Origin of the sequence: Pseudomonas sediminis, from assembly GCF_002741105.1 — a bacterium.
GTDB classification, from domain to species: domain Bacteria; phylum Pseudomonadota; class Gammaproteobacteria; order Pseudomonadales; family Pseudomonadaceae; genus Aquipseudomonas; species Aquipseudomonas sediminis.
Window position 1 is genome coordinate 72,897 of record NZ_NIQU01000003.1, and the last position, 21,001, is coordinate 93,897.

Annotated in this window: 22 protein-coding genes and 2 pseudogenes; 10 read left to right on the plus strand and 14 right to left on the minus strand. The window is 62.5% G+C overall.

The features are described from left to right. Positions 1-27: 27 nt before the first annotated feature. The 6 genes and pseudogenes from CDO35_RS23010 to CDO35_RS23220 all read right to left on the minus strand — a co-directional run. Positions 28-366, minus strand: coding sequence for an SH3 domain-containing protein (locus CDO35_RS23010; protein ID WP_243699060.1), 339 nt, complete (start codon positions 364-366; stop codon positions 28-30). A gap of 77 nt (positions 367-443) precedes the next feature. Continuing rightward, a pseudogene (locus CDO35_RS23210) lies at positions 444-584 on the minus strand (hypothetical protein); the annotation flags it as partial. A gap of 311 nt (positions 585-895) precedes the next feature. Continuing rightward, positions 896-1,756, minus strand: a complete 861-nt coding sequence (locus CDO35_RS08405) for a pirin family protein (RefSeq protein WP_099523771.1) — start codon at positions 1,754-1,756, stop codon at positions 896-898. Beyond that, positions 1,753-2,154 (minus strand): OsmC family protein, encoded by a 402-nt coding sequence (locus tag CDO35_RS08410; protein ID WP_099523773.1) that lies wholly within the window; start codon positions 2,152-2,154, stop codon positions 1,753-1,755. Before CDO35_RS08410 ends, CDO35_RS08405 begins: the two co-directional genes overlap by 4 nt. Positions 2,155-2,294: 140 nt before the next feature. Next, complete coding sequence (locus tag CDO35_RS23215) at positions 2,295-2,435, minus strand: PDC sensor domain-containing protein (protein ID WP_372237982.1); 141 nt, start codon at positions 2,433-2,435, stop codon at positions 2,295-2,297. Positions 2,436-2,858: 423 nt separating this feature from the next. Continuing rightward, positions 2,859-3,200 (minus strand): annotated as a pseudogene (locus CDO35_RS23220) (methyl-accepting chemotaxis protein); the annotation flags it as partial. A gap of 740 nt (positions 3,201-3,940) precedes the next feature. On the opposite strand from CDO35_RS23220, the gene CDO35_RS08420 reads away from it, so the two are divergent. Beyond that, positions 3,941-4,951, plus strand: a complete 1,011-nt coding sequence (locus CDO35_RS08420) for an amidohydrolase family protein (RefSeq protein WP_099523777.1) — start codon at positions 3,941-3,943, stop codon at positions 4,949-4,951. Between the two features lie 66 nt (positions 4,952-5,017). Next, positions 5,018-5,482 carry a DUF3859 domain-containing protein gene (locus CDO35_RS08425; RefSeq protein WP_099523779.1) on the plus strand — a complete coding sequence of 155 codons (465 nt, stop codon included), beginning with the start codon at positions 5,018-5,020 and terminating at the stop codon, positions 5,480-5,482. Here CDO35_RS08425 and CDO35_RS08430 read toward each other — a convergent pair whose 3' ends face one another. From CDO35_RS08430 to CDO35_RS08450, 5 genes are all read right to left on the minus strand, one after another. Continuing rightward, complete coding sequence (locus tag CDO35_RS08430; protein WP_099523781.1) at positions 5,483-5,869, minus strand: diacylglycerol kinase; 387 nt, start codon at positions 5,867-5,869, stop codon at positions 5,483-5,485. It abuts the gene before it with no gap. Next, positions 5,866-6,570, minus strand: a complete 705-nt coding sequence (locus CDO35_RS08435; RefSeq protein ID WP_099523783.1) for a lipopolysaccharide kinase InaA family protein — start codon at positions 6,568-6,570, stop codon at positions 5,866-5,868. Before CDO35_RS08435 ends, CDO35_RS08430 begins: the two co-directional genes overlap by 4 nt. 1 nt (position 6,571) lies before the next feature. Then, on the minus strand, positions 6,572-7,261 hold the full coding sequence (locus tag CDO35_RS08440) for a class I SAM-dependent methyltransferase (protein WP_099523785.1): 690 nt from the start codon (positions 7,259-7,261) through the stop codon (positions 6,572-6,574). A gap of 81 nt (positions 7,262-7,342) precedes the next feature. After that, entirely contained in the window at positions 7,343-8,611 is a 1,269-nt protein-coding gene (locus CDO35_RS08445) for a sensor histidine kinase (RefSeq protein WP_099523787.1), read from the minus strand. Next, positions 8,601-9,284, minus strand: a complete 684-nt coding sequence (locus CDO35_RS08450; protein ID WP_099523789.1) for a response regulator transcription factor — start codon at positions 9,282-9,284, stop codon at positions 8,601-8,603. The genes CDO35_RS08445 and CDO35_RS08450 overlap by 11 nt, the downstream gene beginning before the upstream one ends. 103 nt (positions 9,285-9,387) lie before the next feature. Between CDO35_RS08450 and CDO35_RS08455 the strand changes: the two genes are divergently transcribed. The 5 genes from CDO35_RS08455 (at position 9,388) to CDO35_RS08475 (ending at position 14,873) form a co-directional block, all read left to right on the plus strand. Then, positions 9,388-11,346: an LTA synthase family protein gene (locus tag CDO35_RS08455; protein ID WP_099523791.1), complete on the plus strand. Its 1,959-nt coding sequence runs from the start codon at positions 9,388-9,390 to the stop codon at positions 11,344-11,346. 9 nt (positions 11,347-11,355) lie between these two features. Further along, positions 11,356-12,081 carry a phosphatase PAP2 family protein gene (locus CDO35_RS08460; RefSeq protein WP_099523793.1) on the plus strand — a complete coding sequence of 242 codons (726 nt, stop codon included), beginning with the start codon at positions 11,356-11,358 and terminating at the stop codon, positions 12,079-12,081. Next, positions 12,078-12,758 (plus strand): phosphatase domain-containing protein, encoded by a 681-nt coding sequence (locus tag CDO35_RS08465; protein ID WP_099523795.1) that lies wholly within the window; start codon positions 12,078-12,080, stop codon positions 12,756-12,758. Before CDO35_RS08460 ends, CDO35_RS08465 begins: the two co-directional genes overlap by 4 nt. Before the next feature lie 4 nt (positions 12,759-12,762). Further along, positions 12,763-13,113 (plus strand): hypothetical protein, encoded by a 351-nt coding sequence (locus tag CDO35_RS08470; RefSeq protein ID WP_099523797.1) that lies wholly within the window; start codon positions 12,763-12,765, stop codon positions 13,111-13,113. A gap of 134 nt (positions 13,114-13,247) precedes the next feature. Then, positions 13,248-14,873: a methyl-accepting chemotaxis protein gene (locus CDO35_RS08475; protein ID WP_099523800.1), complete on the plus strand. Its 1,626-nt coding sequence runs from the start codon at positions 13,248-13,250 to the stop codon at positions 14,871-14,873. A 57-nt stretch (positions 14,874-14,930) separates the two neighbouring features. On the opposite strand, the gene fabB is transcribed toward CDO35_RS08475, so the two are convergent. The 3 genes from fabB to CDO35_RS08490 form a co-directional block, all read right to left on the minus strand. Beyond that, positions 14,931-16,151: a beta-ketoacyl-ACP synthase I gene (fabB, locus tag CDO35_RS08480; protein WP_099523802.1), complete on the minus strand. Its 1,221-nt coding sequence runs from the start codon at positions 16,149-16,151 to the stop codon at positions 14,931-14,933. A gap of 11 nt (positions 16,152-16,162) precedes the next feature. Next, the gene (gene fabA, locus CDO35_RS08485; RefSeq protein WP_099523804.1) at positions 16,163-16,678 is read right to left on the minus strand and encodes a 3-hydroxyacyl-[acyl-carrier-protein] dehydratase FabA; all 516 of its coding nucleotides are present in this window, start codon (positions 16,676-16,678) and stop codon (positions 16,163-16,165) included. Positions 16,679-16,898: 220 nt separating this feature from the next. Further along, positions 16,899-18,797, minus strand: coding sequence for a response regulator (locus CDO35_RS08490; protein WP_208019948.1), 1,899 nt, complete (start codon positions 18,795-18,797; stop codon positions 16,899-16,901). 282 nt (positions 18,798-19,079) lie between these two features. Here CDO35_RS08490 and CDO35_RS08495 point away from each other — a divergent pair, with 282 nt between their 5' ends. Genes CDO35_RS08495 through sixA form a run of 3 tightly spaced genes read left to right on the plus strand, consistent with a single transcriptional unit; the run spans position 19,080 to position 20,934 of the window. Beyond that, positions 19,080-20,102 (plus strand): NAD(P)H-dependent glycerol-3-phosphate dehydrogenase, encoded by a 1,023-nt coding sequence (locus CDO35_RS08495; protein ID WP_099523808.1) that lies wholly within the window; start codon positions 19,080-19,082, stop codon positions 20,100-20,102. Positions 20,103-20,131: 29 nt separating this feature from the next. Beyond that, complete coding sequence (locus tag CDO35_RS08500) at positions 20,132-20,479, plus strand: DUF4389 domain-containing protein (RefSeq protein ID WP_099523811.1); 348 nt, start codon at positions 20,132-20,134, stop codon at positions 20,477-20,479. After that, positions 20,476-20,934: a phosphohistidine phosphatase SixA gene (gene sixA, locus CDO35_RS08505; RefSeq protein WP_099523813.1), complete on the plus strand. Its 459-nt coding sequence runs from the start codon at positions 20,476-20,478 to the stop codon at positions 20,932-20,934. The genes CDO35_RS08500 and sixA overlap by 4 nt, the downstream gene beginning before the upstream one ends. The last annotated feature ends 67 nt before the right edge of the window (positions 20,935-21,001 follow it).

The following is a 21,001-nucleotide window of genomic DNA, read 5'->3' on the forward strand; positions in this document are numbered from 1 at the left end:
GTTACAGCATATTCAAAGGGAGAGGCGTCATGGCCGAGTTTGGCCGTAGGCCTCGTCGAGTGACACCCAGCGCTCCAATGGTCCCTTGCGCGAGGGGTAACGAATCAGCAGCCAGTTTTCCTGCTGTTCAAGGACTTCGCAGACGTCGCCCTCGATCAGGTAGGCCTTGCTGCGGCTGGCGTCGTCCGTGCGTGTGTGGAGGTACAGGCGTGAGGCGGGTACCGTCCAGGTCTGCGCTTGGTCATTGTCGTCGAGCGCGCGGCTGGCGATGACCTTGCCCTGAGGGTCGAGCGTCTTCTCGAATACCGGGAAGAACACCGGGGCGTCGGGATCGTAGTCGTTGCGCACCTGCAGCGTTTTGTACAACCAGGGCGCGTACCGGAGGCGTCGAAACGGTAGGCGTCGTAGTACCAGCGTGGCCCGCTGCGGCAGTGGCTGTACAGCGCCCGTTCCTCTGCATTGGGCTGCAACTCCGACAGTTCCGAGCAATTGGCACGCTCCATCAGCGCAGACGGCATCTGCAAGCGCTCGAAGCGGCGCAGTGCTGGGCGGTAGAGATAAACGTGGTAGGCGGAGTTGACCATCCCGACCGATACGCGGATGGCCAGATCGGGGTAGCCATCGAGATCGTAGTCATCGACATCGAAGCTGGGCGCGTCGACTTCGTTGCCTTCGGGAATGCTTAGCTCGAAGCGGCTGCCGTCGGGTTGTTGCAGAAAATAGCGTTCGCCTTGCTGCTGTACCTGGGCATGCAGTCCGGGCTCAGGTTCGAAATGGGGTAGATCGGCCAGGGCCTGCGTAGGTAAAAGCAGCAGGCCCGCGAGGGTGCGATACAGAGGCAAGAGGGCAGTCCTTTGCGGTGACAGGCGCCGTTGCGCGCCTGCACGGGATGGAGTTAACGCGGCAGTTCGATGCGCGTGCTTTCGCCTGGCACCTGCGGCCAGTCGCCAGCGGCCCAGCGTTTGCGCGCCTGGTCGATCAGCTCCGGGGTGGTGGCGACGAAGTTCCAGTTGATCCGACGCGGGCCGATGGGCTCACCGCCGATCAGGGCCAGGTGGCATTCGCCGCAGGCACTCAGTACGGGTGTTTCACCTGCCGGAATCACTGCCATGGTGTGCTTGGGCAGGGGTTCGCCATCGAGCTCCGCTTCGCCGTCGATCAGGTACAGCGCGCGTTCGCTGTGCTCGGCGGGTATCAACAGATTGGCACCGGCGGCCAGGCGAAGCTGCGCATACAGGGTCGGCGAACGAACCGGCACCGGCGATTCGAGACAGAAGCCGTTGCCAGCGATCAGTGTGATCTGTACGCCCATGGCATCGCTGCGCGGCAGCGACTCAGCCGGGTGATGGCTGTAGCTCGGCTCGCACTGCTCGTCGGCCTCTGGCAGCGCCAGCCAGACCTGCAGGCCATGCGCTCGTTTGTCCTGACCTAGTTGTGCGGGCGGCGTGCGCTCGACATGGGCGACGGCGCGCCCTGCGGTCATCCAGCTGACATCGCCAGGGCCCACCACCTGATCCGAACCCAGGCTGTCCTTATGCAGCAGTTGGCCTTCGAACAGGTAGGTGAGGGTGGACAGACCGATATGCGGATGCTGGGCGATGTTCATGCCGCTGCCGGCGGGGTAGTCGTGCTCGAGCATGTGATCGAAGAACACGAACGGGCCGATGCTGCGAAAGCGGGCCGAGGGCAGGGGGCGCAGGATCGGTTGCCCGGAGATGTCTTCGGCGCGCGGGCGAATCAACTGTAGTTCGCTCATGCCTTGGCTCCCGCCAGGCGGGTTTCGACCTGGATGTCTGTGGTGGTCATCAGCTTGTGGATCGGGCACTTGTCGGCGACGCGCAGCAGTTGCTGGCGCTGGGCGTCGTCCAGTGGCCCCTTGAGCGATAGCTCTACGATCAGATGGTAGTTACCTTGGCGTTCTTCGCTGTCGTCACGTTCGACGCTGACGTCGATGCCTTCCAGCGGTAGGCCGCGCTGGCGTGCATAAAGCAGCAGGGTCATGGCCTTGCAGGTGCCGAGCGAGGCGTCGAACAGGTCGTGCGGATCGGGGCCGGCGCCCTCACCACCGAGCTCGGTCGAAACATCGCCGAGGAGCTGGTGCGAGCCGATTTCGATCTGCTGCTGCAGGCCCTTGTTGTTGTGAATACGGATCATGGCGCTTCCTTATAGGCGTGACGGCAATTTCCGCCAGCCTAGGCGCTGTTGGCGTTTCGGCGCAAGCCGCGTTGCGGCGAGAAAGGGCTCCCGGCGCGGTCGCGGCGAAGCGTCAACAGACCTGGCTTAGGCAGCTCTGTTCACACCAGTGCCGACAAGCGCACATCGGCCCCCAGCACTCGCAGCAGGCGCCCCTGGCTGTCGACGATAGGCACCGACACGGTGAAGCAGAAGTCATCGGTCGCCGAGGAACGATAGACCTGGGTGATATGACTCTCCATCCGTTCGGCCACGGCACGGAACCAGGGGCGCTGGCTCCAGTCGCGGCCGCGACAGCTGGCTCCCTCACTGTGCGCCACATCTGCAGCGAAGATATTCTCGGAAATCTGCACGCCGCGGCTATCTACCAGATAGAACAGCTCGAAACGGCTTTCGCGTGCCAGCGTGTCGGAAAGCAGGCGTTCAGCTGCTGCCACGTCGCCGGCCAACTCGGGGCGCGTGGCCAGTTGCTCGATGCTGGCGCGCACGGCTGCGTGAATCTCCAGGCGGAAGTCGCCGAGCCCGGCGAGCAGGCGGTCACCATCCTCGCGTACCGCCTGACTGTGGTGCAGAACCTGGCCGGCTTTGCCGAGCAGCTCACCGGCCACCTGGGCGATGTTCTGCACATCGCCATTGATCGAGCGTACCGCCTGGCCAATCTGCTCGGTGCCTGCGGCGATCTGGCCGACCTGAGCGTCGAGACGATCCATGGCCTGGCGCGTGCTATCCAGTCCAGCGCTGACGGCAATAATGCCGGTGCGGCCGTCGGCCACTGCCTGATTCATATGCTGACCGGCATCGCCAAGCTGCTGCATGCCCTCGCGAAAACGCTCGATGATGCCGCTGACCTGGCCAGTGGCATCGGTGGTGTGGCCCGCCAGGCGCCGCACTTCTTCGGCGACTACGGCAAAGCCGCGGCCATGCTCGCCGGCGCGAGCGGCTTCGATGGCGGCGTTCAAGGCCAGCAGATTGGTCTGTTGGGAGATGCTGGCAATCACGCCGATGACCTTGCTCACTTCATCGAGTTGCCCGGCCAGTTGCTGGATCACCTGAGCCAGTTGCGCCTCGCTGGCGTCGATTACTTCAACCTGACGCAGCACTGCCTGGCCACTTTCCTGGCACTGATGGAGGGTGGCGGAAACCTCGGCGGACAGGCGCGCGACTTCGCCGGCACCGGGCACCAGTTCGGCATCCAGGGTAGTGGTGACCTGCTCGCTGGCGCTGGCGATCAGCTCCGAGGATTGCGCCAGGGTCTGTCCGCTTTGTTGATTGGCCGCGGCGATGCGTGCCAGTTGCGGCGCGTGCGCGGCGATGCCGACGGCAGCGCCGAGACTGGCGCGAATACGCTGCTGGAGGCTGGCGCTGAAATCGTTCAGGCGCACCATCCACTGGTAGTCCTCCGGGAGTCGAGTCGTGAGGTCGTGCTGTTGGAACAGAGCGTCCAATGCGGCCTCGTCCTTGGCCTTGCGGGCTGGCTTGCGCAGCAACTGCAACATGGTGATTCCCCTGGCTGGTCTGAGTGCAGACACTGCAAGCGAGGTGCCATCATCGACTGACACATCCACGCTCCTCCCAGGCTGTTAGTTAGCTAATAATGTTCTGGCTTGGTGCGCTCTTCATGCTCGTGCTCCATGTAAGTGCGTCTGCGTGCGCAAAGCCAGGGAGCCTTCGCAGAACTTGCGTAGCGGACCGGCGGTCTATGCTGCTCGTACCGTCAGGAGGACTCGCTTTGCTCACATCTCGATCCATGCCATGGATACTTGCGCTCAGCGCCGTGATTGCCTGCAGCGCCCAGGCCCGCGAATACCGCTACAGCGATGCCCATCTGCACTATGTCGACTTCTTCCAGGAAAGCGCCGGCATGGATGAGTTGCTGGAGAAGATGGCAGAGAACAACGTCGATCATGTGATGTTCTCCGGCATTCCGGTGGCTAAAAAATGGGATGAGGACGAGCCCAAACGCCCGCGCTATTACGCCGGTGATGACGCCAATGCCTACTGGTACAGTGCCACCGACGTATTCATTGCCGCCGCTTACAAGCGCCTGCCGGCCGAGCAGCGCAAGCGCTTCCACCCGTTTCTGTCCGGCTTCAACCCCAACGACAAGAACGCCGATGCGCATATCCGCCGCATGCTCGAGCTCGACCCTGGCCTGTGGCAGGGCATCGGCGAGGTCTTCACCCGACACGACGACCTCACTGCGCTGATCCACGGCAGTGCGCCGCGGGCCAACAACGAGGCGCTGGCACGGGTGTTCCACCTGGCTGCCGAATACGACCTGCCGGTGATGCTGCATTCGAACATCACCTCCAAGCGTGAACGTGAGCCGCTGTTCCTGGAAGAAATCGAGGCGCCGCTGCGCAACCATCCGCATGTGCGTTTCATCTGGGCGCATGCTGGCACCAGTGCCGAAATTCATCGTCATCAGGAGAAACTCGACTTCCTCCTGGACACGGTCGAGCGCATGCTCGGCCAATACCCCAACCTGTATATCGATTTGTCCTGGACCATGCTGCGCCCCTATCTGCTGGATGCTGACGGCAAACCTGATCCGAAATGGGTGCATCTGGTCAGCAGCTATCCGGAACGCTTCATGTTGGGCTCGGATGTGGTCGGCCGCTTCGGCAGCCTGGGCGAGTATATGAAGGGCTTCGACCCGTTCCTCGATGCCTTGCCCGAGGACGTGGCGCACAAGGTGGCGCGCGACAATTTCCTTTCCATTCTTCCGCGCAAGGTGCAGGCCGAGCTGGATCGCTAGCCTATCTGTCATCAGGCTGTCATTCGGGCGTCATAGGCTCGCGCTCATCTCAACGAGGAGCGCACCATGCATTACACCCGAGTGGCCGTGATGGCCGGTCTATTCGTCTGGGCAGGTCTGAGCCAGGCTGACGTCCGTGTCGAAGGGCCGGTGGAATACGGCATCTTCAGTAGCCAGTATCAGGATTTTCAGCCGGGCGAGCGGGTACTGACCCGCAGCAATCAGGACATCGAACGCACCGAGCAGATTCCCGCCAAGCTTGGCACCAAGTTCGGTATGCGCTACAGCCTCGCCGGCAAGCGCGAGGGCGATACCCCACTGACATTGCTGTACCTCACTCCTGGTGTGGTCACCGCGGATGGTCAGCGTCATGACAAGTTCGAAGTGCAGCAGAAACTGGTGGTCGGTGCACCGCAGGACGTGATGGCTTTCGAGTTCACCGAACACCACGAAGTGGTGCCCGGTGAATGGCATTTCATCGTCTATCAGGGCGATCGCAAGCTGGCTGAACAGCGCTTCATGGTGCGTTGATCAAAGCAGGATGATCGCCCAGGTCAGGGCGATCATCAGCAGCGCGACCATTTGAGCTGCGCTGCCCATGTCCTTGGCCTGTTTGGACAGCGGGTGCAGGTTCAGCGAGATACGGTCGACCACCGCTTCGATGGCGGAATTGAGCAGCTCCACCACCAGCGCCAGCAAAGGCACCAGCACCAGCAGCGCCCGTTCCGCGCGGCTGACATCGACCAGGCAGGCCAGCGGTAGCAGCACCAGGTTCAACCACACCAGCTGACGGAACGCAGCTTCACCTTGGTAGGCAGCGCGCAGCCCGGCGAGCGAATAACCGGTGGCGTCGAAGATGCGCGTCAGGCCGCGGCGGCCCTTGAAGGACAGGGCGTCAAGATCGGAGCCGTCGTTCATGGCTGCAGCCCGCCCCATGGATCGTTCAAGGCTCGCTGGTAAGCCTGGCGCAGGTAGAGCATGTCAGCTTCGGGCATGCTGCCGCCGTGGCGTTGCAATTGGCCGAGATCACGTCGCGAGGCGCTGGCAATACGCCAATGCCGGCGGCTTTTCTCCAGATCCAACAGGGCAATGTCCACCTCCCCATCGCTGCGCACTTTGACGAACAGATGCTTGGCGTAGCAGCAGCCATGCTGCCATCCACCCAGGTGCAGGCGCGCCAGGGTGACCGCCAGGCGTTGCAGCATGGCCTGGTTGAGCTTGGGGGCATGGGCCTCTTCGTACCACTGCTCCAGGCTGATGAAACCTGGCAAGGCTTCTGTGACCAGCAGCGCCTGCCACTGTCCACTTTGTTTGCGCGCCGAGCAGTAGACGATATTCGGCGTTCGAATACCCAGGCGGGCGAGGGCACGGTAGGCCTGCAGCTCGCGCAAGATGGTTGGTCGCCCCAACGGGTGACGCAGCGAGCGGTAGAGATGCCCGCTCTGGCGCTTGCAATACAGCCGTGGTCGGTTTGTGTCCCAGTGTTGTAGTAGGCACACACCGCTTTCGCCGCCACGGCGTTGATTGGCGGGCTCGACCCATTCGCCGGGGCTGTGCCACCAGCGGTCGAATTCGGTCGAGGGTAGGGCAGCCAGTGCCTGTTCGCTGAGAATGCCCATCTCAGGCTTCCTTGCGCAGGACATAGGTACGCCACATGGCATAGCCGGGCAGGAAGTCCAGGTGGCCGAGAATGCTGAAACCGGCCTGGCGGAATTCACGCTCTACTGTGTTCCGTGCGACGACGAAGCGGTTCTGGTTTTCCGCCGCGCGACCTTGAGCCATTCTGCTGGCCTCCAGACGGCGGCGTTTCCAGGCTTTGTAGTTGCCGTCGACCCACAGCGAGACGATCACCGTATCGCGGCTGACACGGTGAAACTCGTGGAGAATGGCCAGCCGGTGTTCGGCCGATTCGATGTGATGCAGCAGGCGGATGCAGAAGATGCAATCCACCGCGTTGGCACCCAGGTCGATATCGAAAGCGGAGGTACGAAAGCTGTTGACCCGCGCCACTACCTCGGGTGCCTGCGCAGCGCGCGCGGTGGCGATCATGTCGGCAGAGTTGTCGGCGGCGAAGATCACCCGATTCGGCTGCTCGCAGAGCATCGGCCAGAAGCGTCCGGCACCGCAGGGCAGGTCGAGTACCAGGTTCGGCTCATCGGCCATCTGCAGCGCGCGGCGCGCCACCTGCACGTCGCGCCAGTGCGACAGGCGCCGGGAAAGGCCGTCCTGGTGCTTGTGCAGGTATTGCTGAGCGTGATCGAAATCGTACTTGCGGGAAAAATCCAACTCGATGGGGCTAAGCTTGGGCATGACGAACGTCCCTTGATGGATACGTTCGTCACCCTAAACAGCAGGGCATCAAGGCCACGTCAAAGGGGCGTGAAAATTTCGTCAAGCGCCGTTGTTCAGTGTCACCCGGAAGCGTGTATGACCCGGTTCGCTCTGCAGGCTGACCTGCCAGCCCTGTTTGGCACAGATGCGTTTGACCAGCGACAGTCCCAGGCCTAACCCTTCGCCACGTGCCTGGGAGCCGCGAACGAAGGGCTGGAAGATGCGCTCGTGCTGTTCGGCAGGAATGCCGGCACCGCTGTCTTCGATACGGAAGGCGCACTGTTCGAGGGTCAGACGCACACCGCCGCGCTCGGTGTAGTGCAGGGCGTTGCGCAGCAGGTTGGCCATCACCGTGCCGAGAAAGGTGGCGTTGTACCGGCCGTCGTCCTGGCCTTCCACGATCAATTGGAATTCCAGACCCTTCTCCTTCATCAAGGCGCCCCAGCGGCTTGCTTGCTCATGGGCGATGCTGGCGAGCGTACGGTCGCCGCCGAAGGCCGCCTCGTTGCTCTTGTCCCGCGCCAGTTGCAGGAAGGTCTGCACCAGCTCGCGCATTTCCTCGCTGGCGCGAGCGATGCGCGCCACCTGGTCCTTCTCGCGCGGTCCCAGGGGCGCCTCGGCAAGCAGTTCGCAGGAGGTGGCGATGACCATCAGCGGTGTACGCAGTTCGTGGCTGACGTCGCTGGTGAAGAGTCGCTCGCGCTCCAGGGACTGACGCACCTGGCCTAGGGTGCTGTCGAAGGCCGCGGCCAACTGGCCGATCTCATCATCTGGGTAGTCCGGTGCCAAGGGCGGCGCCAGCGGGTGCAACTGGTCGCGATGGCGCACCTGCTGGGCCAGACGGCTGACTGGCGCCATGACCTTGCGCGCCATCATCAGCCCCAGGCCCCAGGCGGCCACCACAGTCAGCAGGAAACCGGCCAGCACCACGTTGAACAGGGCATTCTCGCGGGCTTCGAACTCCTGCTGTTCCTGCACCAGCATGTAGGTTTCGCCGTTGATTCTCTGCACGTAGACGTAGAACGCCTCGTCGCCGCTGACCACTTCGTTGAAGCCTTCCTGCAGGCCGGTGTACTGCTCGGGAATCAGGTACTGATCGTGGTAGGAGGAGAAGAACTGCGTGCTGCTGTCCAGGCGCGGAGGGCGGCCCTGACGGATGTCTTCGTTGAGCGTTTCGCCCAGCTCGCGGCTCATTTCCTGGGAAACCAGGTGCTCTTCGATAAAATGCACCACGCCGACGATGCTCAGCGAGAACAGACCGCTGACCATGGCCGTCATCAATACGAAGGCGATCAGAATCCGCCGTTCGAAAGGCTGTTTAGACGGCATCTGCGCTCTCCGCCAGGCGATAACCGACGCCATGGATGGTGTGGAGTAAGGGCGTGGGGAAGGGCTTGTCGAGTACCTGGCGCAGTTGGTGGATGTGGCTGCGCAGGCTGTCGCTGTCCGGGCAGTCGTCGCCCCACAGCGATTCTTCCAGCGCCTCGCGGCGCACTACCGCTGGGCTGCGCTGCATGAGGATGGCCAGCAGTTTGAGGCCCAGCGGATTGAGCTTGAGCGGCTGGCCGGCGCGGCTGACATGCAGGGTGTCGAGGTCGTAGCTGAGGTCGGCGACTTGCAGCTGGCGTTTGCGGCTGCCACGGCTGCGGCGCAGGATCGCCTCGATGCGTGCCACCAGCTCGGACAGTGCGAAGGGCTTGATCAGGTAGTCGTCGGCGCCGGCATTGAGACCCTGCAGGCGGTCATCGAGGGCATCGCGCGCGGTCAGCATGAGGATGGGAACCTCGCTGCGGCCATCCTCGCGCAGGCGCTTGCATACCTGATAGCCGTCGATGCCGGGCAGCATAATGTCCAGCACGATCAGGTCGTAATGACCGCTGCTGGCCAGGTGCAGACCGCTCAGGCCGTCCTGCGCGCAGTCGACGGAAAAGCCCTTGAGCTGTAGGTAGTCGAGCACGTTGGCGAGGATGTCTCGGTTGTCTTCGATGACCAGAATGCGCATCGCGAGTAATTCCTGGGTTTGACGATTTTTTCACACGGCTTTGACGAGCGGCTCACGGCTCGCCTCGCAGACTGCGGCACGTTCATCCTACAAGGATCATACGATGCCTCGGCTTCAATACGCGCAACTTCGTTATCTGTCGATCATTCTGCTGGCCTGGCTGGCCGTTTTCTTCCTCACCCGCAGCACGTTGCTACTCAGCCACCTGAGCGATGCCGGCGTGACCTTGCCAGCGCTGTTCGGGTTGTATGGGGTGGGGCTGGTCTACGACCTGAGCTTCCTGGTCTACGCCGCCGTACCGCTAGCGCTTTACCTGCTGCTGTGCCCGGCCTGGTTATGGCAGCGTCGTTGGCATCAACGCCTGCTGGTCGCCCTGGTGGCCATTAGCCTGTTCGCGATGTTCTTTACTGCGGTGGCCGAATGGCTGTTCTGGGACGAGTTCGGCGTGCGTTTCAACTTCATCGCCGTGGACTACCTCGTCTATTCCAAGGAGGTGGTGAACAACATCCTCGAGTCCTACCCGGTCTATCCCTTGCTGGCACTGCTCGCGGCACTGGCCATCGGCCTGACCCTGGCACTACGGCGACCACTGCGCGCGGCCTTGCAGGCGCCGCGCCTGCCCCGGCTGGAGGCGGCCTATGCACTGGTCATGCTGGCACTGCTGACAGGCTTGTGCAGCGGCCTGGTGGGGCAGGACGCACCGCGGGGGCTGGGCGGCAACACCTACCAGCGTGAACTGGCGAGCAACGGCCCGTACCAGTTCTTCGCCGCGTTTCGTAACAACGAGCTGGATTACCAGCAGTTCTACGCCACCCTGCCTGATGCCGCGGTGGCCGAGCAACTGCGCGCCGAGGTGGCCGAACCCAACGCCCGCTTCATTGGTAGCGATCCGCAGGACATTCGCCGGGTGATCGATAACCCTGGGCAGCCGCGCAAGCTCAATGTGGTACTGGTCACCATCGAAAGCCTCAGCGCCAAGTACCTGGGCAGTTTTGGTGATAAGCGTGGTCTGACCCCGAATCTCGACGAGCTGCGCAAGCACAGCCTGACCTTCACTAATTTCTACGCCACGGGTACGCGCACCGACCGCGGGCTGGAGGCGCTGACCCTGTCGGTACCGCCGACCCCGGGGCGCTCCATCGTCAAACGTATCGGCCGAGAATCCGGCTATGCCAGCCTCGGCCAGCAGCTTGGCGCACAGGGTTACGACAGCGTCTTCGTCTATGGCGGTCGTGGCTACTTCGACAACATGAACGCCTTCTTCGGCGGTAACGGCTACCGCATCGTCGATCAGAGCAGCGTCGACGAGGCCGAGATGAGCTTCCAGAACGCCTGGGGCATGGCCGACGAGGACCTTTACCATCAGGCGCTGAAGGTGGCCGATAGCGACCATGCAGCCGGCAAACCGTTCTTCCTGCAATTGATGACCACCTCCAACCACCGGCCCTACACCTATCCGGATGGGCGCATCGACATTGCCTCCGGTGATGGGCGTGAAGGGGCGGTGAAATACACCGACTACGCCATCGGTCAGTTCCTCGCCAAAGCGCGTAGCAAGCCTTGGTTCGACAACACGCTGTTCGTCTTCGTCGCTGACCACACTGCAGGCAGTGCCGGGCAGGAAGACCTGCCGGTGGCCAACTACCACATCCCGCTGTTCGTCTACGCGCCGAAACACATCAAGCCTGCCGAGTACGCCGACGTGGCCAGCCAGATCGACGTGGCGCCGACGCTGCTTGGGCTGCTCAACCTGGACTACGTCTCTACCTTCTTCGGCCGCAACCTGTTGCGTGCCGACCATGCACAGGGTCGAGCGCTGCTCGGCAATTACCAGCACCTGGGCCTGTTCGACGGGCAGAACCTGGCGATTCTCAGCCCGCGCCAGGGCATGCGCCGCCACGACGATGCCTTGGGCCTGAGTCAGGAGTGGCGGGTGGATGGCAGCGATCCGTTGCTGCGTCGCGACATCGCCTACTACCAGGGCGCCAGTCACGCCTTCGGCAAGCGACTGATTGCCTGGCAGCCCGATGATCAACCGAGCCAGCAACTCAGCCAGCGCTAAGGAACGATCATGCCGTCTCGTTATTTCGATTTTCGTCTGGCGCTGGGTATTCCACTGCTGCTGATGGTGTTGCTGCTGGTGATCGACCCCAGCCCTGTGGATTTCGCCCTCGCTCATCTGTTCTACGAGCCCGGTCAGGGGTTCATCGGGCGCAGCAGTTTCTGGCTCGAAGACATCCTGCATGACCGCGCCAAGCAGGCGGTGATCGTGCTGGGTGTGCTGGCCATCGCCGGCTTTGTGCTCAGCCTGCTGCCGACGCGCTTGCGCGCCTGGCGCCGTCAGCTCGGTTATCTGGTGTTGGCATTGGGCCTGTCGACCTCGGTGGTTACGCCGCTGAAGACGCTGACCGGCATGCATTGCCCCTGGAGCCTGAACGAGTTCGGTGGCCAGGAGCAGTTCACGCCGCTGCTCGCCGAACGCACGCCCACAGCCAATCCCGGGCGTTGCTGGCCAGGCGGACATGCCTCGGCCGGGTTCTCGTTGCTGGCGCTGTTTTTCGTGCTGCGCGACCGCCGCCCACGTGCTGCGCGCATCGCGCTGGGTGTCGCGCTGGGACTGGGCTCGCTGTTCTCCCTGGGGCGCATGTTGCAGGGCGCGCATTTTCTTTCGCACAACCTGTGGACGCTGCTGATCGACTGGGTGATCTGCGTGCTGACCTATCGCTGGCTACTTTACCGCGCCCCGCTGGCGTGGCGTCCGTCTCAAGAAACCGTCTGGGGAGAAACCTGCCGATGAACAGAATCGTACAGGGTCTGCGCCTGGCGCTGGCCGCACTGGTGTTCGCAGGCGCATTACTGGCGCTGCCGCTGAGCATGGCCTGGGGAGCGACGACCTCTCCGGTACCTGTGCAGGACGTACGCCCAGCCAACTGGGCGCAAGCCTTGGATACCCGTATCAACCTCTATCGCATGACGCCCGATCTGTACCGCAGTGCGCTGCCAACGGCGAAAGATTGGCCGCAACTGCAGGCGCTCGGTATTGCCACGGTGATCAATTTCTACCAGCAGGGCGACGATCAATGGCTGGTTGACCCGCGCGTCCAGCAGGTTCATCTGCCGCTACGCACGGACCGTATCGACGACACCGACGTCATCGAGGTGCTACGCAGCATCCGCCAGGCACAGGGGCGCGGCACGGTGCTGATTCACTGTAAGCATGGGCAAAATCGCACCGGGTTGATCGCCGCGTTGTATCGCGTCATCTATCAAAACTGGAGCAAGGAACAGGCCCTGGCAGAGATGGCCGGCGGCGGCTTCGGTGGCGAGGAGCGTATGGGCGACGCCGAACGTTATCTGCGTGACGCCGATATTCCAGCGTTGCGTGAGGCCCTGGCCACTGGCGCCTGCAGCACCAGCCCCTGGGCGATGTGTGCGCTCAAGGATCGGTTGCTGGGTGTGATCGAAGGAGCATAACGCCATGCGCTTCTCTCACGTGCTGGTCTGCGTGCTCGCGCTAGTGAGCCTGTTCGGTTGCCAGAGCCTGCGCGAACAGATGTTGGCGGCCAATTATCCACCGGCCTTCGTCGACGGTTTCGAGGCCGGCTGCAGTAGCGGGCGTTCGGCAGTCGGACCTTTGGGACGATTCGACAAGGACGTATCACGCTATATGGCCGAGCCGCTCTACACCCAGGGCTGGGATGACGGGTTTCGCCAGTGTGAGGACGTGCAGCGCATTGATGACTGGCAGGCGCGAAGAGAGGAGCACTGGCGCGACGATGAATGGCGCCAGCATGTCGACCAGGCGATGGCCAAAGCGCTGCGGCGCTAGATTTTTCGCTTTTCCTTATAAAGTGCGCGGAAATAGCGCCGATAGCACGATGGGATCGGCGCAATCTCACCCGATTCCTAGCCAGGTATGGCCAGGGATGACTCGATTTCTGCGCGCAAAAGGAGTTTCACGACATGTCGCTGCGTAATCTTTCAATCGCTCCACGGGCTGCTTTGGGGTTCGGCCTGGTGGCTTTGCTGGTGTTGCTGCTCGGTTCATTTTCACTGTTCCAGATGACCGAGATGCGCAAGCAGTCGGAGGCTGTCGATCAGGATTGGCTGCCAAGCGTGATGGCACTGGGCGAGGTCAGCCAGGACATACTGCGCCTGCGTGCCGTGACGCTACGGCTGATGCTCAACCGCGAGCCGGAGGAGCTAAAGCGCAATCTTCGCTTGGCAGATGATCTGCGCAATGCGCTCAGTACAGCCGATTCATCCTACGAAAAGCTGATTTCCAGCAGCGATGAGAGAGGCCTTTATGAAGGCTTTCGCCGCGCCGAAGCGGCCTACTTGCAGGAGCAAGGCAAGATCGTCGCCTTCGTCAGCCAGGGCAATTTCGACGATGCCATTGTCGTCTCTCGTGGCACGCTCAATCAGCATGCCGATGAAATGACCCGTGCGTTACGCGATCTGTCCGAGCTGAACCGCCAGGGCGCTACCGAGGCGGCTCGCGAAGCCGGGCAGGTGTTCGATTCGGCGCGTACCTGGGTGGTGGTGATGATGGCGCTGGCGGCGCTGGCTACCGTGGTTTTGGCATTGTTACTGACCCGCAGTATCGTCGCGCCGCTGACGGAAGCGGTGCGCCTGGCCGAGGTAGTGGCGTCGGGTGATCTGTCCCAGAATATCCACGTCGAAGGTCGCGACGAGCCTGCACAGTTGCTCAATGCGCTAAAAAGCATGCAGCAGAGCCTGCGTAGCACCATTCAGAGCATTTCCGATTCGTCCAACCAACTGGCTTCGGCATCCGAGGAACTGCACGCGGTGACCGAGGACTCCACCCGCGGCCTGCATCAGCAGAACACCGAGATCGAGCAGGCCGCTACTGCGGTGAACGAGATGACGGCGGCGGTGGAGGAGGTCGCGCGCAACGCGGTCAGCACGTCCGAGGCGTCGCGCGAGTCGAACGTCACTGCGCAGCAAGGACGTGAGCAGGTGCGCCAGACCGTCGACTCCATTGGTCAACTGGCAGCTGATGTCACCAGCACCTCGGGTGAGGTCGAGCAATTGGCCGAGCGTGTGCACGAGATCAGCAAGGTGCTCGACGTGATTCGCTCTATCGCCGAGCAGACCAACTTGCTGGCGCTCAATGCTGCTATCGAGGCCGCGCGGGCTGGCGACGCCGGTCGCGGTTTCGCCGTGGTTGCCGACGAGGTGAGGGCGCTTGCGCATCGCACTCAGCAATCCACCCAGGAAATCGAGCAGATGATCGGCGGCATCCAGAGCGGTACGGATCGTGCCGTCAGCGCCATGCAGAGCAGCAACGGCCGCGCCCGTTCCACGTTGGAAGTGGCACAGGCCGCCGGTGTTGCGCTGGAGCAGATCACCCAGGCGATTTCCTCGATCAACGAGCGCAACCTAGTGATCGCCAGTGCGTCGGAGGAGCAGGCGCAGGTGGCCCGCGAGGTGGATCGCAACCTGGTCAACATTCGCGATCTGTCGATGCAGACCTCGGCGGGGGCCAACCAGACCAACGCGGCGAGTCAGGAACTCTCACGCCTGGCGGTCGATTTGAACAATCTGGTGGCGCGCTTCAAGGTCTGAGGAGTGCCAGAAACGAAAACGGCGCCAGAAGGCGCCGTTTCTTTACCGCAGTAGCAGTTACTTGCCGGCCCAGCGCTTGAGCACCAGGGTGGCGTTGGTGCCACCGAAGCCGAAGCTGTTGCTCATCACGGTATCGAGCTTGGCGTTCTCGACGGTGCTGAGCTGGATCGGCATATCAGCGACTTCCGGGTCGAGCTCGTCGATGTTGGCCGACGCGGCGATGAAGTTACCTTCCATCATCAGCATGCAGTAGATCGCTTCCTGCACGCCGGCAGCGCCGAGGCTGTGGCCGGACAGGCTCTTGGTCGAGCTGATGGCCGGGGCCTTGTCGCCGAACACGGCGCGCACGCCTTTGATTTCCGCCACGTCGCCAACTGGCGTCGAAGTGCCGTGGGTGTTCAGGTAGTCGATCGGGGTATCGACGGTGGCCAGCGCCTGCTGCATGCAGCGGATCGCGCCTTCACCGCTCGGGGCGACCATGTCGTAGCCGTCGGAGGTCGCGCCGTAGCCGACGATTTCCGCGTAGATCTTGGCGCCGCGGGCCAGAGCGTGTTCCAGCTCCTCGACCACGACCATGCCGCCGCCGCCGGCGATGACGAAACCGTCACGCTTGGCGTCGTAGGCGCGCGAGGCTTTTTCCGGGGTTTCGTTGTACTGGGTGGAGAGGGCACCCATGGCGTCGAACAGGCAGCTCTGGCTCCAATGTTCTTCTTCACCGCCGCCGGCGAAGACCACGTCCTGCTTGCCCAGCTGGATCTGCTCCATGGCCTGGCCGATGCAATGCGCACTGGTGGCGCAGGCCGAGGAGATGGAGAAGTTGACGCCCTTGATCTTGAACGGAGTCGCCAGGCACGCCGATACGGTGCTGCCCATGGTGCGGGTCACGCGGTATGGGCCGATGCGCTTGACGCCTTTCTCGCGCAGGGTATCGATGGCTTCCATCTGGTTGACGGTGGAGGCACCACCGGAACCGGCGATCAGGCCGGTACGCGGGTTGGAAATCTGCTCTTCGCTGAGGCCGGAATCCTTGATCGCCTGTTCCATCGACAGATAGGCATAAGCCGCAGCATCTCCCATGAAACGGAACAGTTTGCGGTCGATCATTTCTTCCAGGTTCAGGTTGACCGAACCGGAGACATGACTGCGCAGGCCCATTTCGGCGTACGAGGGGTTGAAGCGGATGCCTGATTTGCCCGCGCGAAGGCTGCCGGCAACGGCTTCTTTGTCATTGCCCAGGCAGGAAACGATGCCCAGACCGGTGATCACTACACGACGCATGTGCAAGTCCTTCAGAAACTGTCGGTGGAGGTGAAGAGGCCGACGCGCAGGCCTTCGGCGCTGTAAATTTCACGGCCGTCGACGGATACGGTGCCATCGGCGATGCCGAGGATCAGCGAGCGGTTGATGGTGCGCTTGATGTGAATGTTGTAGGTGACTTTCTTGGCGGTCGGCAGTACCTGACCGAAGAATTTCACTTCGCCGCTACCCAGGGCGCGGCCGCGGCCGGGGTTGCCTTGCCAGCCGAGGTAGAAGCCGACCAGTTGCCACATGGCGTCGAGGCCGAGGCAGCCTGGCATTACCGGGTCGCCCTCGAAGTGACAGGCGAAGAACCACAGGTCCGGATTGATATCGAGCTCAGCGACGATTTCGCCCTTGCCGTACTTGCCGCCGGTTTCGCTGATGTGAGCGATGCGATCGATCATCAGCATGTTTGGGGCGGGCAGTTGCGCGTTCCCCGGGCCGAACAGTTCGCCGCGGCTGCAGGCGAGCAGATCTTCCCGGGTGTAGGCGTTTTGTCTTGTCATGCGAGCTCCTCAATTGTCCCCACGCTTCTAAGGCTGGGCGAATCGTCCTGGCCGGCGACGTCTTTCTAAATGTAGGCGTCTGCCGGCAGCCTAGTCATAGACTGTTGCGTTGTGGTGAAAGTCACAGCGCAGTGAGTACAGTTGTACTCTGCTGTACTGACGTTGTCACAGGCACAGCAGTTTCTCCTTGTAACCCTGCGCTGTCACGGGCGCTACTCGCCTATGGTCGGGCTGGCAGCCAGCGCAGCAGAATGCGTTGCAAATCTGCACGTTTGAACGGTTTTGCCAGGTAATCGTTCATTCCTGCTTCCAGGCAGGCTTCGCGGTCGCCCTGCAGGGCATTGGCGGTCAGGGCGATTATCGGCACCTGCTGGCATTGCTGGAGCTGGCGGATCTGCCGCGTCGCCTCGTAACCGTCCATCAGGGGCAGCCTGCAGTCCATCAGGATAGCGGCGTAATCGTGTCGGCTGCAGTTCTGTACGGCCTGCTGACCATCGCCGACCAGGCTGACCTGATAGCCCAGGCTGCGCAACATGGCCTCGATGACCGTCTGGTTGACCGGATTGTCCTCCACCAGCAACACCGACTGACCCTCGCCGCTACCCAGGTTCTGAGTGTCGCCGCTTTGTACGGGTTCGTTGCGGGCCAGAAAGGGCAGCGGTATTTCCAGGGTAAACACCGAGCCTGTGCCCAGTTGGCTTTCCGCGCGCAAGGTGCCGCCCATGCGCTCGGCCAGGGTGCGGGCGATCGGCAGGCCCAGGCCGGTGCCGCCGTAACGGCGGGAAATCGACGTGTCCGCCTGCTGGAAAGCATCGAACATATGCTCCAGGCGCTCGTCGTCGATGCCAATACCGCTGTCGCGCACGGCGCAGGTGAACCACAGCACCTGGTCGTCCAGCTGCTGCCAGCGGGTTTGCACAAGAATCTGGCCTTCTTCGGTGAACTTCAGTGCGTTGCCGATCAGGTTGACCAGAATCTGCCGGATGCGAGTGGGGTCACCGTGCACCTCCAACTGCTCCAGGCCTGGCTGGTTTTCCAGCAGCAGTTGCAGGCCGCGTTGCTGAGCGCTGTGCTGGAACACCTGAACCGAGCCCTGCAGCAGCTCCAGCAGGCTGAAGGGGATGGCCTCGAGCTCCAGTGCGCCGCGTTCGATCCGCGAGAAATCGAGAATATCGTTGATCACCTTGAGCAGGTGCTCGGTGGATTCGGTGGCCAGGGCGGCGTATTCAGTCTGCTCGTCATTCAGGCTGGTGGTTTCCAGCAGTTGCAGCATGCCCAGTACGCCATTCATCGGCGTGCGCAGTTCGTGGCTCATCATCGCCAGGAAGTCGGATTTGGCGCGGTTGGCCTGCTCGGATTCCTCACGCGCCTGGATCAGCTCGGCAATCGCCTGTTGCTGCTCGTGACCGCTCTGCTCGAGGGCGCAGGCGAGGTTGTTGATATGCCGGGCGAGGTCGGTTAGCTCGTCATTACCACGCTCGATCAGCGAAGGGCGATAATCGCCGCTCTGGATGCGTTCCAGAGCTTGGCCCATGGCGCTCAACGGCTGAGCCAGACGCCTGGCCAGGCGCCTGGCGAGGAGAAAGGTCAGCAGCAGCGCCAACAGCGACAGAATCCCGGCCTTGAACAGTATCTCCTGCTGACGCGTATTGAAGGTGTCATTGGACATGCCCACTACCACCCGGCCCAGGTAGCCGTCGCCGAGTGTCTTGCCCAAAGGTGGCAGCGCTTGCGTGCGGGCAGGCTGGCCTTGCAGGCGGATGGGGGCCTGGAACACCTCGACTTGCGGCGTGCTATGGCCTTGTTCTTTGGGGCGTTCGACATACACGAGAATGTTGTCGTCACGGTCGCGCACTTCGGCGAAGCGCACGTCGGGGGTGCTCAGGGTGGCACGCAGCAAGCTTTCCAGTGTGTTGAGGTTGTCGTTGAGCACGCCGTATTCGGTGGCCGGCGCCAGTTGATTGGCGATCAGCTGGCCGATATGGCCCTGCTCCAGGCGCAGGTCCTGCAGGCGGGTGAAGGTGAGAAAGCCGGTCAGCAGCAGGGTCAGCAGCAGGGCCGGGCCGACACTGATCAGCTGGGTGCGGGTGTGAATGTTCCAGCCGCGACGCTGGTTCATGGCTCTACCATCCTTGGAAAGCGGCGCTGCTGCCTGACGAGAGGTGCAGGGTGGGGGCAAGGGGCTGCCTGTGGGCACGAATCATCCTTGGCAATTAACGTCGATCCAGCATGTTAACCGACCCGACGCGCTTTGCCAGCGGCAGGTGTCTGCACTCTGCGGTAATTCTCGTTTGCCCCCCTTAACTGACGGCCAGCGCTGAACTTTTGCCCTGGCCGGGTACTCTCGGCTCCGTATAATGCACGCAGACCGCCATCACCAATGGCCTCATTCGGAAGACCTATGACACAGCCCCAACCCATTGCTGTACTCGGCGGCGGCAGCTTCGGCACCGCTCTGGCCAACCTGCTGGCAGAGAACGGCCAACGCGTCCTGCAATGGATGCGTGACCCCGAGCAGGCCGAGCAGATGCGCCAGAGTGGCGAAAACCCGCGCTACCTGAAGGGCGTCAAGCTGCATAGCGGTATTGAGCCGACCAGTGACCTCAGTGGTGTACTGCAGCAGGCCGAGCTGGTGCTGGTCGCATTGCCTTCCAGCGCTTTGCGCGATGCTCTGCAACCGGTTACGCCACTGCTGGCAGGCAAGATGCTGATCAGCACCACCAAGGGCATCGAGGCCAAGACCTTCAAGCTGATGAGCCAGATTCTCGAGGAGATCGCTCCCGAGGCGCGCATTGGCGTGCTGTCCGGGCCGAACTTGGCCAAGGAAGTGGCTGATCACGCGCTGACCGCGACAGTGATCGCCAGTGAAGACGAAGAGCTGTGCTTGCGCGTGCAGCAGGCCTTGCATGGCCGGACCTTCCGCGTCTATGCCAGTGCCGACCGTTTCGGCGTCGAGCTCGGCGGCGCGTTGAAGAACGTTTACGCCATCATGTCCGGCATGGCGGCGGCGCTGGGCATGGGTGAGAACACCAAAAGCATGCTGATTACCCGAGCCCTGGCGGAAATGACCCGTTTCGCGGTCAAGCTCGGCGCCAACCCGATGACGTTTCTCGGCCTGGCTGGCGTCGGCGATCTGATCGTCACCTGTTCGTCACCGAAGAGCCGCAACTATCAGGTCGGCTTCGCCCTGGGCGAAGGTCTCAGCCTAGACGACGCGGTGCAGCGCCTTGGCGAAGTCGCCGAAGGGGTCAATACGCTGAAGGTGCTCAAGGCCCGTGCTGAAGAACTGGACGTATACATGCCGCTGGTCGCTGGCCTGCATGCCATCCTCTTCGAGGGGCGTACGCTGGCTCAGGTCATCGAATTGCTGATGCTCGGTGAACCCAAGACCGACGTCGATTTCATCCCCACTGCAGGTTTCTGAACCCGGTAGCCAATCAAGGAGAGTGACTCATGAGCGATGAAAAGCAGGAATTGGCGCGTGAATCGATTCTGTTGCGCATTCTGTGGATGCTGATCTTTCTCATCATCTGGCAGTTGGCCGAATTGCTGCTCGGCGCCGTGGTGCTGCTGCAACTTGGTTATCGCCTGTTCTACGACGCGCCGAACGCCAGCCTGCTTGGCTTTGGCGACAGCCTCAGCCAGTACCTGGCGCAGATCGGTCGTTTCGGCACCTTCAATACCGATGAAAAACCCTGGCCGTTCGCCGATTGGCCAACGCCGCGTGCACCTGAAGGCGAAACCGCGCACAGCATTCCCCCTGCGCCGCATCCAGTGCGCGACGAGGAGCCAAAGCTGTGAGGTTATGGCTGCTGCGCCATGGTGAGGCCGAGCCACAGGCGGCCAGCGATGCTGCGCGCGAGCTCACCGCTCATGGTCGCAAGGAAGTGCAGCAGGCCGCGGCTCAGCTCGCCGGCCGGCCGCTGACTGCCATCGTCGCCAGCCCCTATGTGCGTGCCCAGCAGACTGCCGAGCTGGTACGCAGCGAACTGGGGTTCACTGGCAAGATAAACACCGTGACCTGGCTGACGCCCGATAGCGATCCCCGTGAAGCCCTGAAGTATCTCGATGAGCGTGAGCGCGCAGAGGTGCTGCTGGTCAGCCATCAGCCATTGATCGGCGCACTGGGCGGGTTGCTGGTGCACGGTCACCGGCAGGAACCACTACCTATGCGCACTGCCAGCCTGGCTGAGCTGGAAGGTGATATCCCGGCTGCCGGGCTGATGGAGCTTCTGGCGCTGATCCACCCCCGTTGACCCTTCGCTCTGTGGCGCCGCTTGTGGCGTCACAGCTGCGTCATGCCTGGCTTGTCGCGCTTTGGCG